Annotated in this window: 12 protein-coding genes and 1 other RNA gene; all 13 read left to right on the top strand. The window is 40.9% G+C overall.

From position 1 onward, the window contains the following. Positions 1-835 precede the first annotated feature (835 nt). The 13 genes from FJG96_RS07900 (at position 836) to murB (ending at position 15,401) form a co-directional block, all read left to right on the top strand. Entirely contained in the window at positions 836-1,345 is a 510-nt protein-coding gene (locus tag FJG96_RS07900; protein ID WP_139413468.1) for a lytic transglycosylase domain-containing protein, read from the top strand. 83 nt (positions 1,346-1,428) lie between these two features. Beyond that, an RNA gene (gene rnpB, locus FJG96_RS07895) (RNase P RNA component class A) lies at positions 1,429-1,819 on the top strand. A 263-nt stretch (positions 1,820-2,082) separates the two neighbouring features. After that, the gene (gene rsmH, locus FJG96_RS07890; protein WP_139413467.1) at positions 2,083-3,081 is read left to right on the top strand and encodes a 16S rRNA (cytosine(1402)-N(4))-methyltransferase RsmH; all 999 of its coding nucleotides are present in this window, start codon (positions 2,083-2,085) and stop codon (positions 3,079-3,081) included. Next, the gene (gene ftsL / locus FJG96_RS07885; protein ID WP_139413466.1) at positions 3,078-3,485 is read left to right on the top strand and encodes a cell division protein FtsL; all 408 of its coding nucleotides are present in this window, start codon (positions 3,078-3,080) and stop codon (positions 3,483-3,485) included. The genes rsmH and ftsL overlap by 4 nt, the downstream gene beginning before the upstream one ends. After that, positions 3,482-5,224 (top strand): peptidoglycan D,D-transpeptidase FtsI family protein, encoded by a 1,743-nt coding sequence (locus FJG96_RS07880; protein WP_139413465.1) that lies wholly within the window; start codon positions 3,482-3,484, stop codon positions 5,222-5,224. The genes ftsL and FJG96_RS07880 overlap by 4 nt, the downstream gene beginning before the upstream one ends. Before the next feature lie 23 nt (positions 5,225-5,247). Next, positions 5,248-6,699, top strand: coding sequence for a UDP-N-acetylmuramoyl-L-alanyl-D-glutamate--2,6-diaminopimelate ligase (locus FJG96_RS07875; RefSeq protein ID WP_139413464.1), 1,452 nt, complete (start codon positions 5,248-5,250; stop codon positions 6,697-6,699). Next, a complete protein-coding gene (locus FJG96_RS07870) occupies positions 6,696-8,117 on the top strand; it encodes a UDP-N-acetylmuramoylalanyl-D-glutamyl-2,6-diaminopimelate--D-alanyl-D-alanine ligase (protein WP_139413463.1) in 1,422 nt (473 codons plus the stop codon). The genes FJG96_RS07875 and FJG96_RS07870 overlap by 4 nt, the downstream gene beginning before the upstream one ends. Positions 8,118-8,138: 21 nt before the next feature. Continuing rightward, entirely contained in the window at positions 8,139-9,209 is a 1,071-nt protein-coding gene (gene mraY / locus FJG96_RS07865) for a phospho-N-acetylmuramoyl-pentapeptide-transferase (protein WP_139413462.1), read from the top strand. 4 nt (positions 9,210-9,213) lie between these two features. Then, the gene (gene murD / locus FJG96_RS07860; RefSeq protein ID WP_139413461.1) at positions 9,214-10,608 is read left to right on the top strand and encodes a UDP-N-acetylmuramoyl-L-alanine--D-glutamate ligase; all 1,395 of its coding nucleotides are present in this window, start codon (positions 9,214-9,216) and stop codon (positions 10,606-10,608) included. Between the two features lie 145 nt (positions 10,609-10,753). Continuing rightward, positions 10,754-11,902, top strand: coding sequence for an FtsW/RodA/SpoVE family cell cycle protein (locus FJG96_RS07855; protein ID WP_139413460.1), 1,149 nt, complete (start codon positions 10,754-10,756; stop codon positions 11,900-11,902). After that, positions 11,899-13,035 (top strand): undecaprenyldiphospho-muramoylpentapeptide beta-N-acetylglucosaminyltransferase, encoded by a 1,137-nt coding sequence (murG, locus tag FJG96_RS07850; protein WP_139413459.1) that lies wholly within the window; start codon positions 11,899-11,901, stop codon positions 13,033-13,035. Before FJG96_RS07855 ends, murG begins: the two co-directional genes overlap by 4 nt. Further along, positions 13,019-14,446 (top strand): UDP-N-acetylmuramate--L-alanine ligase, encoded by a 1,428-nt coding sequence (gene murC / locus FJG96_RS07845; protein WP_139413458.1) that lies wholly within the window; start codon positions 13,019-13,021, stop codon positions 14,444-14,446. The genes murG and murC overlap by 17 nt, the downstream gene beginning before the upstream one ends. After that, a complete protein-coding gene (murB, locus tag FJG96_RS07840; protein WP_139413457.1) occupies positions 14,424-15,401 on the top strand; it encodes a UDP-N-acetylmuramate dehydrogenase in 978 nt (325 codons plus the stop codon). The genes murC and murB overlap by 23 nt, the downstream gene beginning before the upstream one ends. Positions 15,402-15,631 lie beyond the last annotated feature (230 nt).

The following is a 15,631-nucleotide window of genomic DNA, read 5'->3' as shown; positions in this document are numbered from 1 at the left end:
GAGAAGTAAAAAACAGATAAAAATGATCGTTACGCTCTGTTATAGCAACAAAGAGTGTTGTAATTTTTTCTAGCATATCGTTTTATAATTGTTATTTATCCTTTTACATGTGAAGTGAATATCTCGAATATTTTGGAATTCTCTTGTTTTCAATCTTTTAAGAAATCAAAATCAGTTTTTTACACAACACAAAGTGGGGAGCTTTTGTGGATAAAAGCTCTTTGAGTTATCTCAAAGACCAAGGCTGTGGCCATATTTTGAATTGGTAAAGAGTATGAGGGTTTTGGTATATTTATGAGCTTTTTATGCACGATGGTGGAATGAGGGATTGGTTTTGGTTAATGGTTTATTGAGGATAAAGAGTGTTGTGGTCATTCATTGGCGTGTGAGAAGTATGGATAACGGTTTTTATTTTTTGTGAAACTTTTGCGATATCGAGGTTCTCCAGTAAAGATGCTTCTATCTCTATTGCTTTGTGGAATTGATCTCAATAAAGAATTTAATCATCGTCTGTAAAAAAGTATTATGTCTATTTAAATTTCCATCTTTGTACTCTAAAAATTTGTGGTACAAAAGCAATAACAGAAATGGATCGAGTATATCATTTTATTGAATGTGTTATAAGATTAACTATAGTCTCTTTATTTTTTTTTATTTTATGATATAGGACAATCTATAATTTGTGCATAAAGAGATTTTCTTTTGATACAGAATTTTATTTTGAAATTGTCTTAGTATTTCCTTTTTCAAGCCGTTCTTTTGCTTTCTTTTTTTGTACAATACGCTTGCAAACTATTTGCGGATAGAATTTGAGAATGTTGTGAAGAGAAAGAAAATGCAATTTTTAAAAATCTTGTTAAGTACAGCGTGTGCTGTATTTTTTATATTTGATATAAACTGGACTCATAGTGCCTTAAATATTGCGGAATCAAAAGAAGGCTCAGTGATTGTTGCTTCTAAGACACCTGCGCGTCCTTATGAGTTTCTTATTCAGAAACTTGCAACGAAGCATAATGTTCCCGTTAATTTAGCTCATGCTGTTGTAAAAGTTGAAAGTAATTATAAGGCAAGCATAAAAGGAGCAGCGGGCGAAATAGGTTTGATGCAAATAAAACCCTCTACGGCGCGAGGGTTGGGCTTTAGTGGTTCTGTAAAAGATTTGTACGATCCTGCGACCAATCTTGAATATGGTATGCGTTATTTAGCGCGGGCCTATAAGCTCAGTGGTGGAAGTACGTGTGGTACAATTCTTAAATATAACGCAGGTCATGCTGCAAAAAAAATGAATTCCATTTCGGCCAAATATTGCGCAAAAGTGAAAATGTATTTGGCTTCATTAAAATAACAACGTCTTTTGAAAGGGATTAGCTATAAAATATTTTAAGATGCTATTTTCACGGAGCAGAAAATGTTTTATAAGTTAATACGTCAGTCGGCTGGGCAGCCGCGCTTGTCCAATGCTGAAAAGCGGCAGGTGAGGAAAGTCCGGGCTCCATGGAAAGACGGTGCCGGGTAACACCCGGCGGGGGTGACCCTAGGGAAAGTGCCACAGAAAGTAAACCGCCTATTTTTATAGGTAAGGGTGAAAGGGTGGAGTAAGAGCCCACCGCGCATTCAGTAATGAATGTGGCAAGGTAAACCCCACCGGGAGCAAGACCAAATAGAAATGACGTGCAAGATTTAATTTGCAGCCGATTTCCGGGCGAGTCATTCGGGTAGGTTGCACGAGGCGGATGGTAACATCCGTCCAAGATGAATGGTTGCCATGTAAAGTATGAGCTTTACTATACAGAACCCGGCTTATAGGCCGACTGATATTTCATGATGATCCGCAATATTTTACACGTTCAATGACGTAGGGGATTTTATGAAGTCTGTGTTTGAAATAGGCACTTGAATAAAGAGTGTTTTAAAAAATTATAACATTTCTTTAAGTATAATACGTTAGGATGTGTCTTGGGATAGCTTTAGCTTTTTTCGTTCATAGTCATTCATATGAAAGTTGAGGGTTGGGTTATTCTGATATTGGTTGCTATGAGAGAGCTGTTGATTTGAAACAGCATAACTTCAAGACGGATTATTTTGACAAAACAGGATCAAAGAGCTGAACGCCATATTCCAGTGTTGTTGCAGCCAGTTTTGGCTGGGCTTATGCCATTGGTTGGAGCAAAAGTGATTGATGGCACCTTTGGAGCTGGTGGTTATACGCGCGCCTTGTTAAAGGCAGGGGCACAAGTGATTGCTCTTGATCGTGATCCGCATGCTATTGGTGCTGGTCAACCCCTTGTTGATGAATTTTTTCCACGACTTCGTTTGGTCCATATGGAATTTTCACAGCTCGATCGTGTCGTTGAAGAAAAGGTGGATGCGGTTATTTTGGATATTGGTGTCTCTTCAATGCAGCTTGATGAAGCAGAAAGAGGCTTTTCTTTTCAAAAAGATGGTCCCTTAGATATGCGAATGGCTCAGACGGGTTTTACAGCGAGCGATGTTGTAAACCATCTACAAGCAAGAGATTTAGCGCGTATTTTTAAGATCTTAGGAGAAGAGCGTTATGCAGGGCGAATTGCACGAATGATTGAAAAGCGTCGTGTTGTTCAGCCTTTTTTGCGGACAGGTGATCTTGCGCATGCCATTGAGGCGTTGGTAGGGCGAAAGCCTGGAGATCGTATTCATCCTGCAACACGGGTATTTCAGGCTCTTCGCATCTATGTTAATGATGAAATTGGTGAATTAGCGCGTGGTTTATTTGCTGCTGAACGCGTTTTAAAAGCTGGAGGCCGTTTGGGGGTTGTCAGTTTTCATTCTCTTGAAGATCGTATGGTCAAAAGATTTTTTGTCTCTCGTTCTGGAGAAGGTATGAGATCACGCTATTTGCCTGAAATAAAGCATTCTCCAGCAACATTTTCCCCTTTGTTTAAAGGAGGAATAACGGCAAATAAAGAGGAATTACAGCAAAATCCTCGTTCACGTTCTGCGAGATTGCGTATGGGGGTGCGGACTGAAGCAGAAGCTCTTTCAGAAGATATGAAATTATTTGGTTTAGCAGAAATTGTCAGTTTTGAAGGCGGCAAGAAATGACAGTTTTCCGTACATTTGATATGATTTTAGTGATGATTATGATTTGTATGGCAGGTCTTACCTATAAAGTAAAATATGATGTTCAAAAACGAATGAGCGAGGTTCGTCATCTAGAGCATGAAATTGCTGCAGCAAAAAATACCGTGAGTTTGCTTCATGCTGAGTGGGCTGTCATGATAAAGCCTTCACGCATGCAAAAACTTGCGAAACGTTATCAAAAAGAACTTGGATTAGAGGTTATAGAGCCGCATCAAATCGTGGAGCTTAAAGATATTCCGGTACGAGAACACGATCCAATTGAAGAAATAATTAAACAAAATATCTTGGAAGATCATCAGGATATTTTGGCAAATAATCGGGCTTCTCAAGTCAATCGCGTTGTTCAAAAAGGCGCACAGCAATGAAATCGTCCTTTTTATTCTCAAAGAAAAAAAAGCGCTTAAAGGATTCGTTGAATCATCATCATGTTTCTGTTCGTCGTTCGTACTCTGGTCGTCCACGTTTACTTTTTTCGTTGTTCTGCTTTTTAATTTTATATGGCATCATGGGAGCTTGCCTTATTTCTTACGGGCTGGAAGGTGGACAGATTGAAGAAGCAAAAGGGCCAAGCATTCTGCAATTGACGGCACGACCTGATATTGTTGATCGTAATGGTCGGCTATTAGCAACAGATATTAAAACCTATTCACTTTTTGCTGAGCCACGACGTATTATTGATGTGGATGAAACAATTGAATTGCTTTCAACAGTTTTGCCTGATCTCAATTGGCAGGAAACCTATAAGCGTTTAAAAAGAAAAACCGGTTTTTCTTGGATACAGCGTGGGTTAACACCCATGCAGAAAACGCAAATTATGGCTCTTGGTATTCCAGGAATTGGTTTTCGGACTGAAATTCGTCGTTTTTATCCCGATGGACCCATAACTTCCCATATTCTCGGCATGGTCAATGTTGATAATCAGGGCATTGCAGGTATGGAAAAATATATTGATGATACGGGGTTGAGTGCTCTGCGTGCAGCTGGTCTTGCCGTGGAAGAATCGTTAAAACAAGTTCAGCTTTCGATTGATGTGCGACTTCAGGCAATTGTTCATGATGAACTTATTCAGGCTATGAAGCGTTATAAGGCAATTGCTGCAGGCGCTGTTATTTTAAATATACATACGGGGGAAATTTTGGCTTTGGCATCACTCCCAGATTTTGATCCTGGAAATCCTATTGAAGCTTTAAAAAGTGATCGTCTTAATCGGATGACGGCTGGAACCTTTGAAATGGGGTCGATCATTAAAAGTTTTACAACCGCCATGGCCCTTGATTCCGATATTTTTCACTTAAACAGTATTATTGATGCCTCAAAGCCCATAAAAGCAAGTAGTGGCTACACGATCCATGATTTTCACGGAAAAAACCGTCCTTTAACGTTATGGGAGGTTTTTATTTATTCTTCCAACATTGGTTCTGCTAAAGAGGCATTGGCGATAGGGATTGATAAACATCGCGATTTTTTACAAAAACTTGGGCTTTTAGATCGCCTTACAACAGAGTTGCCTGAAGTTGCCCATCCTATTGTGCCCCATCATTGGAAGGATATCCATTCTATGACAATTTCTTTTGGGCATGGTATGGCGACAACACCTTTGCAAACAGCTGTTGGGGCTGCTGCTTTAATGAATGGTGGTTGGTTGATTACACCGACATTTTTAAAACGAACAAAAGAACAAACTTTGCACCATGCAAAACAGGTTTTGAAAGCTAAAACAAGTCAAAATATGCGTTACCTTTATAAATTAAATAGTGATATTGGCTCTGGACGTAATGCAAAAGTAGAAGGCTATCGGGTGGGGGGGAAGACAGGAACAGCTGAGAAAGTTGAAAATGGGAAATATTCTAAAACAAAAAATTTCAATAGTTTTCTGGCTGCTTTTCCGATTGATGATCCTGCTTATGTTGTTTTAACAATTATTGATGAACCTAAGCCAGAGGAGGGAAAACATTCCGCAACAGCAGGGATGAATGCTGGACCGATGCTTGCGAATATTGTTCGTCGCTCAGCCAGTTTTCTTGGTGTAAAACCCGATTTTAAAAAAGAATATGAGCCTCTTTTAGGTCAAAAGAGCCATTCAAATTTCGTTAAACAGCGGTAAAATGAATATAAAGGTGCGTCGTTATGTTGTTTGGAACAGTTTTTACAGAATGTCTTGAAGATCAGAAGCTTTCTTCAATGGAAATAACAGGGATCAGTGCAGATTCTCGACAAGTCTTGCCGGGCTATGTTTTTGTTGCTGTTCAAGGAAAACAAGGGGATGGAAGAGACTATATCAATGATGCGATAAAGCGGGGAGCATGCGCAATCGTTACGGATTGCGAGGCTGTTCTTGAGGATTTATCTGTTCCAATTTTACGTGTTTCTAATGTTCGTCATAGTCTCGCGTTGGCCGCTGCCCGTTTTTACGGTTCTCAGCCTGAAACGGTCGTGGCTGTAACGGGTACAAGTGGTAAAACATCTGTTGTTTCTTTTATTCGGCAAATTTGGTCTCATGTTGGATTGTGTGCTGCCAGTATAGGAACAGTTGGTGTTGTTTCACCTCACCGGAATGATTATGGTTCTCTCACAACACCTGATCCGGTTGTCTTGCACCGTCTTCTTTGTGAAATTTCTCGTGAAGGTGTAACCCATGCCGCTCTTGAAGCTTCTTCACATGGGCTTGATCAAGGACGCCTTGATGGAGTCCGTTTAACGGCTGGTGCCTTTACCAATTTAGGGCGAGATCACATGGATTATCACAAATGCGTAGAGGATTATTTGCGGGCTAAAATGAGGTTGTTTGATACACTTTTGCCTGTATCTGCTCCTGCTTTGATTTTTGCTGATGATGTCTATTCACAAAAAGTTATTGATGCTGTTACACAAGCGCGCCGCCGTGTCTTGACAATTGGACGTAAGGGACAATTTATCACAATTAATCGCGTTGAACATCAACGCTCAAAACAGTGTATCGAATGTCGTGTGGAAAATAAGATTTATACATTTGATTTGCCTTTAGCTGGAGATTTTCAGGTAACCAATGCACTTGTGGCGGCTGGGCTAGCCATTGCAACGGGCCTTTCTCCTGATAAGGTTTTTTCTGCACTTGAAACTTTGCAGGGTGCTCCTGGTCGGTTGGAGCTTGTTGGAAAGACAGAAAATAATGCGCCTGTTTATATTGATTATGCGCATAAACCAGAAGCTTTGGAGCAGGTTTTGCTTTCTGTTCGTCCCTTTACGCAAGGACGTTTGGTTGTTGTTTTTGGTTGTGGAGGAGATCGAGATCAAGGAAAAAGAGCTTTGATGGGAAAAATTGCAGCGGATAAAGCGGATATTGTTATTGTAACGGATGATAATCCGCGTACAGAAATACCAGAAAAAATACGCAAGGATATTTTACTGGCGGTCCCAACAGCCACAGAGATAGCAGATCGTGGTGAAGCTATTTCTTATGCGGTGGGGCTTTTGAAAGCTGGTGATACACTCATCATTGCTGGAAAAGGTCATGAAGATGGCCAAATTATAGGGCAGACAACGTATCCTTTTTCAGATCGTTTGAAAGCGATAGAAGCTCTAGAGGACCGGAGGAAATGACAGCTTTATGGGATAAACAAGCACTTGTTGCGGCTATTGATGGTATTGTAATGGGAAACGTGCCAGAAACTTTTCCTGGTGTTTCCATTGATAGCCGTACTCTTGCAGAAGGCGATATTTTTTTCTGCATCAAGGGGCATCATCTTGATGGACATGATTTTGCTGCGCAGGCTTATGCACGAGGTGCAGGCGTTCTTATTGTTGCAGAACACCGTTTGAAGGATATGGAAAAGATATCGGCTCCATTGATTGTTGTTCCTGATGTTTTGCAAGCCCTAGAAAAACTTGGGAAAGCTGCACGCAAACGTTCAAGAGCTAAAATTATCGCGATAACAGGATCGGTGGGAAAAACAACAACAAAAGAAGCTTTAAAACAAGTCCTTGCAACGGCTGGGAAGGTTCATGCCAATCTCGCTTCTTTCAATAATTGCTGGGGGGTTCCGCTTACTTTAGCGCGGATGCCGATGGAGAGTGATTATGGTATCTTTGAAATTGGCATGAATCATAAAGATGAAATTCGCCCTCTGGTTAAACTGGTTTGTCCGCATGTTGCTCTCATTACGCATATTTGTGCAGGACATATGGGTTTTTTCAAAGATCTTGAAGAAATAGCAGAGGCAAAAGCTGAAATTTTTGAAGGGTTGGATGAAGAGGGCATTGCCATTTTAAATGCAGATAGTAATTTTTTTTCTTATCTCGTTCAAAAAGCAAAGCAATGTGGTGTGAAAAAGATCTTAAGCTTTGGTGAGGCTGAAAATGCTGATTATCAAGCGCGGGATATATGTCTTTTAACCGATTGTTCTTCTATGATGGTGCGCATTGAAGGACAGGATAGGCAGGTCAAAATTGGTGCTCCTGGACGCCATATTGTGCAAAATAGTTTAGCTGTTCTTGCGACTTGTGATGCTATTGGTGTTGATTTGGATCCTATTGTGCTTTCTTTGAGCCATTTTTCTTCTCAAAAAGGGCGTGGTGTTCGTTATCGGTTGTCTTTATCGAATGGAGGCGAATTTTATCTCATTGATGAAAGCTATAATGCTAATCCCGCATCTATGCGTGCGGCTCTTGAGCTTCTTGCGACAGGACCCGTTGGGGAAGGGGGGCGGCGAATTGCTGTTTTAGGGGATATGCTAGAGTTAGGGGGGTATAGTGAAAAGCTTCATCGTGATTTAAGGGAGCCAATACGTCTTTCTGGTGCTAATCCCGTTTTTTTATTTGGTGAGGCGATGAAATCTTTAGTCAGTGATTTATCTGCTGATGTTGAGGTTTATTATGCTGAAAATATTGAGAAAATTTTACCGCTTCTTTTGGAAGAAATTTCTCCTGGGGATCTCTTGATGATTAAATCATCCAATAGCCTTTGTTCATCAAATATTGTGACGGCATTGCTTGAGCGCTATAAAGCGGTTTCTTCATAGTTTTAAGAGGTTTTTTGTCCCATGATGCTGTTTTTTTCTTCGTTGAGTGATTGGCTTCCAGGTGTGAATGTTTTTCGCTACATTACTTTTCGCACGATAGCAGCGATGCTGACTTCGGGACTCATTGTTTTTTTGTTTGGACCTAGCATCATTGCTTCTCTTAAGTTGCGGCAGGGCAAAGGGCAACCAATTCGTGCCGATGGTCCTCAAACACATTTTAAAAAGGCTGGAACACCTACAATGGGTGGATTGATGATTTTAACCGGCATTGTTGTATCGGCATTTTTGTGGTGTAATTTATCGAATATTTATTTTTGGGTGTCGCTCTTGGTTATGCTTTCTTTTGGAGCCATTGGATTTTATGATGATTATCTTAAGGTTACAAAACAAACAGACAAAGGATTTTCTGGGAAAGCACGTCTCAGCTTGGAGTTTGTTGTTGCAGCAATTGCTGCTTTTATCATCCTGCAAATTGGCTCAACTGGATTCGCTTTGCCTTTTTTGAAAGATTATCTTATTGATTTAGGTTGGTTTTTCATTCCTTTTTCTGCTTTTGTTATTGTCGCCACGGGGAATGCCGTTAATTTGACGGATGGTCTTGATGGTCTTGCGATTGTTCCTGTGATGGTTGCGGCCTTATCTTTTGCTTTGATTGCTTATCTTTGTGTTAATATGAACTTTGCTGATTATCTCCAAATACACTATGTATCGGGAACAGGTGAACTGGCTGTTTTATTGGGAGCTGTTGTGGGGGCAGGGCTTGGTTTTTTATGGTTTAATGCACCGCCTGCTGCTATTTTTATGGGGGATACCGGCTCGTTGGCTCTTGGAGGTCTATTGGGGACTGTGGCGGTTGCTACGAAGCACGAAATTGTTTTGGCTCTTATTGGTGGGCTGTTTGTTGTGGAAGCTTTTTCAGTCGTTATTCAGGTTGGTTATTTCAAATTGACAAGAAAACGCGTGTTTCTTATGGCACCAATCCATCATCATTTTGAGAAAAAAGGCTGGACTGAAAGCCAAGTGGTGATACGCTTCTGGATTATTTCAATTGTTCTTGCTCTCATTGGTCTTTCAACACTTAAATTGCGGTGAGATTTTGATTTCTGTTGCGTGTTATAAGGGGAAAAAAGTTGCTCTGTTTGGATTAGGGAAGTCTGGATTAGCAACGGCACAAGCGTTGATGCGTGGCGGTGCAGAAGTGGTGGCATGGGATGATCATCCTGCGAGTGTGCAAGCAGCTTTTCGGCAAAATATTCCAACAAGAGATCTTCACGGTGAAGATTGGTCAGAATTTGTGGCATTGATTCTCGCACCTGGCGTTCCTTTAAATTATCCTAAACCCCATTGGGTTGTTGAAAAAGCACGTCAAGCAAATATAGAAATTATCGGTGATATTGAATTATTTGTTCGTGCGCGCCATCATTTTTTACAGCGTTATGGTTTTTGTGATGAGGATGTTCCTTTCATTGCGATTACGGGGACGAATGGAAAGTCGACAACAACGGCTTTGCTTGCACATTTGTTGGAAAAAATGGGTTATGATGTGCAAATGGGGGGAAATATTGGAAATGCAATATTGACGCTTAAGCCTTTTGTTAAACAACGTATCTATGTGATTGAATGTTCATCATTTCAAATTGATCTTACACCCTCTCTTCAGCCAACCATTGGGCTTTTATTGAATTTGTCACCTGATCATATTGATCGTCATGGGAGTTTTGCTGGTTATGTGCAAACCAAAAGGCATCTGGTTGCTCAGGCTTCTCAGGCTTTTATTTCCGTTGATGATGCAGCTTGTGAGATGTTGTATCAACAATTGCTTCACGAGGGGTATCCAATTAAGGCAATTTCCAAGGATCATTTTGTTAAAAATGGTTTTTATGCAGAGGGGACCAAGCTCTTTTCTGTCCGTCAAGGACAGCGACATATGCTTGCAGATCTTGCTTCTATGTCTGCTTTGCGCGGAGGTCATAATGCACAAAATGCTCTTATGGCCTTGGCAACTTTGCAAGCTTTAAAAATAACCGATCCCTCTATAAGCAAGCATTTAGCAAGCTATAAAGGACTGCCTCATCGTATGCAGCAAGTTCGTAAAATGGGGGCGGTTTTATTTATTAATGATAGCAAGGCGACGAATGCAGATGCAACAGCGCCAGCACTTTGCGCTTTTAATGATATTTTTTGGATTGTTGGGGGGCAGGCAAAAAAGGGAGGAATTGAGTCTCTTAGAGAATTTTTTCCTAAAATTCGTAAAGCCTATTTGATTGGGAGTGCAGCAGAAGAATTTGCGCGCATTATTGGATCTTCTTTTCCCTTTTCTATGAGCTTAACTTTGGAAAGTGCAGTGCGTGAAGCCACCATTGACGCAATGCATTGCAAGGCAAAGGAGGTGGTGGTTCTTTTGTCACCTGCTTGTGCAAGTTATGACCAATTTAAAAATTATGAAGTGCGGGGCGAAGCATTTATCTCTTTGGTGATGCAATTACAATAACAAGAAGCATCTCTTATAAAAAATATTTTTACGTTAAGACTCCAGAATCTTTTTTTGTGTAATTTAGTTTTTAAAGTGTTTGTTGAATAGGTTGGGGAACCTTATCACTTTAAGACAATTTATAAAACGGATAAGGTGGCTATAAATGATTACGCGTGCAGATAGGGACCCAATTGCGAATTGGTGGTGGACGATTGATCGCTCTATCTTTGCGGCTTGTTTAATTTTAATGGGGATTGGCATTATGCTGTCTTTTGCTGCTAGCCCCACTATTGCAAAAAAAATCGGAATTGCTGATAGTTTTTATTTTGTTCGCTGGCATATCATTTTTAGCATTTCAGCATTTTTTACGATGGTTACCATTTCTTTTTTTTCGCTTCCTAATATTCGTCGCTTATGTGCTCTTTTGCTCATTGTAACGCTTGCTCTTATGATTGCGACCCTATTTTGGGGCCCTGAATTAAAGGGAGCACGACGGTGGATTTTGCTTTTTGGTTTTTCTGTACAAGCTTCAGAGTTTATGAAGCCAGCTTTTGTGGTGATGTCCGCTTGGCTTTTTTCAGAGCAGATACGCAGGAGGGGAATTCCAGGTTACATGTTAGCAACTCTCCTTTATGCCATTTGTTGTGTTCTTCTGGTTTTACAGCCTGATATTGGACAAACAATTTTAATAAGTGCAACATGGGGAGGGCTGTTTTTTATTGCTGGTGTGCCTCTTACGGTTATTTTTTTCTTTCTTATTTTCGGCGTTGTAGGAATTATTCTCGCTTATCTTTTTCTGCCCCATGTGCGCGATCGTATCAATGGTTTTTTGACAGGGGAAGGAGATACCTTTCAAGTGGATGTAGGACGTGAGGCTATTTTAAATGGTGGTTGGTTTGGGCAAGGTCCCGGAGAGGGAACAGTAAAACGGATCATTCCTGATAGCCATACAGATTTTGTATTTTCTGTTGCTGCGGAAGAATATGGTATTATTCTTTGTTTGTTAATTATGATGCTTTTTGGCTTTATCGTTATGCGTTCATTATATATAGCTATGAATACGCGTGATTCCTTTATACGTCTAGGTATTACGGGTATAGCCATGATGATAGGCTTTCAATCAGCTATTAATATGGCTGTTAATCTTCATTTAATCCCTCCCAAAGGCATGACATTGCCGTTTATTTCTTATGGTGGTTCATCAATGGTGGCAATTGCGTTTTCAATGGGAATTTTACTCAGTTTAACACGTCGTTGGCCAGAAGCACGCCTTTCAGCTTTTTCTTCTTCTGTCTTGGATAGCTCTTCATGAATGATAAAAAAGTTATTGTTTTAGTGGCGGGGGGTACTGGTGGACATCTTTTTCCTGCTGAAGCACTTGCTGTTGAATTAAGGCGACGTGGATATGATGTTCATTTAATAACAGATGAAAGAGCGCGATCTTTTGTAAGGAGCTTTGATAAAGAACATATACATATCGTTTCATCGGCAACATTTACACGACGTCATCCTTTTGCTTTGATAAAAACGTTTTGGTCTTTGCTTAAAGGTATGGGGCAATCGTTGGGGCTGTTTTATAAATTACGTCCTGTTCTGGTTGGTGGTTTTGGGGGGTATCCGAGTTTTCCTCCTCTTTTTATTGCGGCCTTAATGCGGCGTGTAACATTTATTCATGAGCAAAATGCTGTTATGGGGCGTGCCAACCGGATGTTGGCAATTTTTGTGCGTGCAATCGCTGGTGGTTTGTTGTCCCCACATGGTCCTTATGCTCATAAAACGCTTTTGACGGGGAATCCAGTGCGTAAGGCTGTGTTGAAGGCGGCTGCAATTTCCTATCAGCCTTCTACAGGTGATGAGCCATTTTATTTTTTGATTTTTGGGGGTAGCCAAGGGGCTTCTTTTTTTTCACATATTGTTCCAGAAGCGATTGCTTTGCTTGATGATCAGAACCGTAAACGCTTGCGCATTGTACAGCAAATTCGAGGTGAAGCAGTAGAGTTGATTAAAACCTATCGTGATATGGGTGTACAAGCTGAGGTTGCTCCTTTCTTTGATGATATGGCTGAACGTATGGCGCATGCCCATTTTATTTTGTCGCGTGCTGGTGCTTCATCGGTTTGTGAGATAGCGGTGATTGGTAGACCTGCTTTGCTTATTCCTTATCCTCATGCTTTGGATCATGATCAGTCTGCCAATGCTGCCCTTCTTGCACGTGTGGGTGGTGCGCAAATTATATTAGAAAAAGATTTAAATGCGCAAAAACTTGCGACTCTTCTAACGCAAGCTTGTTGTGCACCCCATTTATTGGAAAAACAAGCGCTTGCTGCAAAAAAAGTTGGGCAACCTCGTGCAACGTGTTGCCTTGCTGATATGGCTGAAGCCTTAATTGCAGGGCGATTGTTGTCAGATATAAAAGAGGAGCTTTTTGATGAAAATGCCACTTGATATAGGCGTTATCCATTTTATTGGAATCGGGGGGATCGGTATGAGTGGAATTGCGGAGGTTTTTTATAATCTTGGCTATAAAGTTCAAGGGTCTGATCAAGTTGAGAGTGCCAATGTTGAACGTTTGAAGAGAAAAGGAATTAACGTTCATATCGGTCATTGTGCTGAAAATTTAGGAAATGCTGAGGTTGTTGTTTTTTCTACTGCCGTTAAAAAAACAAATCCTGAGTATATTGCTGCAAAGGAAAGACATTTGCCGCTTGTCAGACGTGCAGAAATGCTTGCCGAGCTGATGCGGTTTAGGCGTGCAATTGCAGTGGGTGGTACACATGGTAAAACAACGACCACATCAATGGTCGCAGCGCTTCTTGATGCTGGTCATTTTGATCCGGTGGTGATTAATGGCGGTATTATTAATGCTTATGGTACGAATTCTCGGACAGGAGAGGGCGATTGGATGATTGTTGAAGCCGATGAAAGCGATGGCACATTTTTAAAACTGCCTGCTGATATTGCTGTCGTTACCAATATTGATGCTGAGCATTTGGATCATTATGGAAGTTTTGATGCTGTCCGCGCAGCTTTTCGACAATTTGTAGAAAATGTTCCTTTTTATGGTTTTGCTGTTTTGTGCCTTGATCATCCAGAGGTTCAGTCATTGGCGGGTCGTATTGATGATCGTTGGGTGATTACTTATGGTGCAAATCCACAAGCGGATGTTCGTTTTCTTAATCTTTCGATGGATGGTCAAAAAACGTATTTTGATGTTCTTATTCGTTCACGCAAGACAGGAAGAAAGATTGAGTTGAAAAATTTGCTCCTGCCCATGGCAGGAGAACATAATGTTGCCAATGCAACAGCGGCAATAGCCATTGCGCATGAACTTGGCATTTCAAATGAATTGATAAAGAAGGGCTTAGCGGAATTTGGGGGCGTAAAACGACGTTTTACCCGAACAGGAAGTTGGCGTGGTATTGAAATATTTGATGATTATGGACATCACCCTGTTGAAATAAAGGCTGTTTTGCGCGCCGCACGTGAGAGTGCAAAAGGGCGTGTCATTGCCATTGCACAACCGCATCGTTATTCACGTTTGCATCATTTATTTGATGAGTTTGCTACTTGTTTTAATGATGCCGATACAGTGTTGATTACCCCCGTATATGCGGCTGGTGAAGAGCCTATTGTAGGCTTTGGTTCGCAAGAATTGGTCGAGCATATTAAAATGGCTGGTCATCGTGATGTGCGTTTGATCCATGGTCTGGAAGATGTTGTGTCTCTTGTCTCAAAATTTGCGCAGCCAGAGGATTATGTTGTTTTTCTTGGTGCGGGCAATATCACCCAATGGGCTTGTGCGTTGCCTCATCAGTTGTCGGGACTTGGTGGTCATGATAAATTTTCAGAACATTGATGGTGAGGCGCTATTGGCGCAATTGCAACCGCTGTTGGGTAATGTCAGAGGCAAGCTTACGCCGAATGTTGAGATGCGTAAGGTGACATGGTTTCGCACTGGTGGGTTAGCAGAGCTTTTTTATCAGCCTGTTGATGAAGAAGATTTGGCTCTCTTTCTTCAAAATTTGCCTGAAACTGTTCCCGTAACAATTGTAGGTATCGGTTCTAATCTTCTGGTGCGTGATGGGGGCGTTCCGGGGGTCGTGATTCGTCTTTCACCTAAAAATTTTGGGCAAGTGCAGCAAGTTTCTTCAAAAGGTTTTTTAGTTGGTGCTGGTACGGCGGATAAACATTTAGCTGCCGCTGCTTTAAAGGCAGAAATTGCAGGTTTTCATTTTTATCATGGTATTCCTGGTGGTCTTGGAGGGGCTCTCAAAATGAATGCGGGGGCGAATGGTGTTGAAACAGCCGCACGTGTTGTTGAGGTCTATGCGCTGGATCGTAAAGGACAACGTCATATCTTAAATTTGAAAGATATGCATTATTCTTATCGCCATTGTGATATTCCTAAAGATTTTATTTTTACGGCTGCTTTATTGGAAGGTGAGCCCGGTCATAGAGATACTATTCGTGCTGCTATGGATGAAGTTGCCCTCCACAGAGAAACAGTGCAACCTATTCGTGAAAAGACAGGAGGCTCAACCTTCAAAAATCCTGAGAATACATCCGCGTGGCGCGTTATTGATGAAGCAGGGTGTCGTGGTTTACAGATTGGTGGTGCTCAAATGAGTGAAATGCACTGTAATTTTATGATTAATACAGGCCAAGCAACAGGCTATGATCTTGAAGCATTGGGAGAAACAGTACGTGCGCGTGTTTTTGCACATTCAGCCCACCTTTTACAATGGGAAATAGAGCGTATCGGTCAATTTGAGCAGGGTCGAAGTGTTTCTCCTTTTGATCCATTTCATTGATTTATTGTTCACTAAAAAAGTGTCAATAAAAAATTGAGTCATTTCAAAGAGATAATAAAAAATTTCTATTAAGAATCAATAAATTAACAAAGAATCTCTTGCATCAGGCTTTTGAGTCTGATTCATTATGCAAAATGCTAGGTTATTGATTCGCAAGGATAAACTTTGTTTTTCCTGTATGTGGTGCTGATGTCTTCTGTATAGACTACATATAGTATGCGAAAGAGGGT

Source organism: Bartonella mastomydis (genome assembly GCF_900185775.1).
Taxonomy (GTDB): domain Bacteria; phylum Pseudomonadota; class Alphaproteobacteria; order Rhizobiales; family Rhizobiaceae; genus Bartonella; species Bartonella elizabethae.
This window is presented reverse-complemented; position numbering and strand designations above follow the sequence as displayed.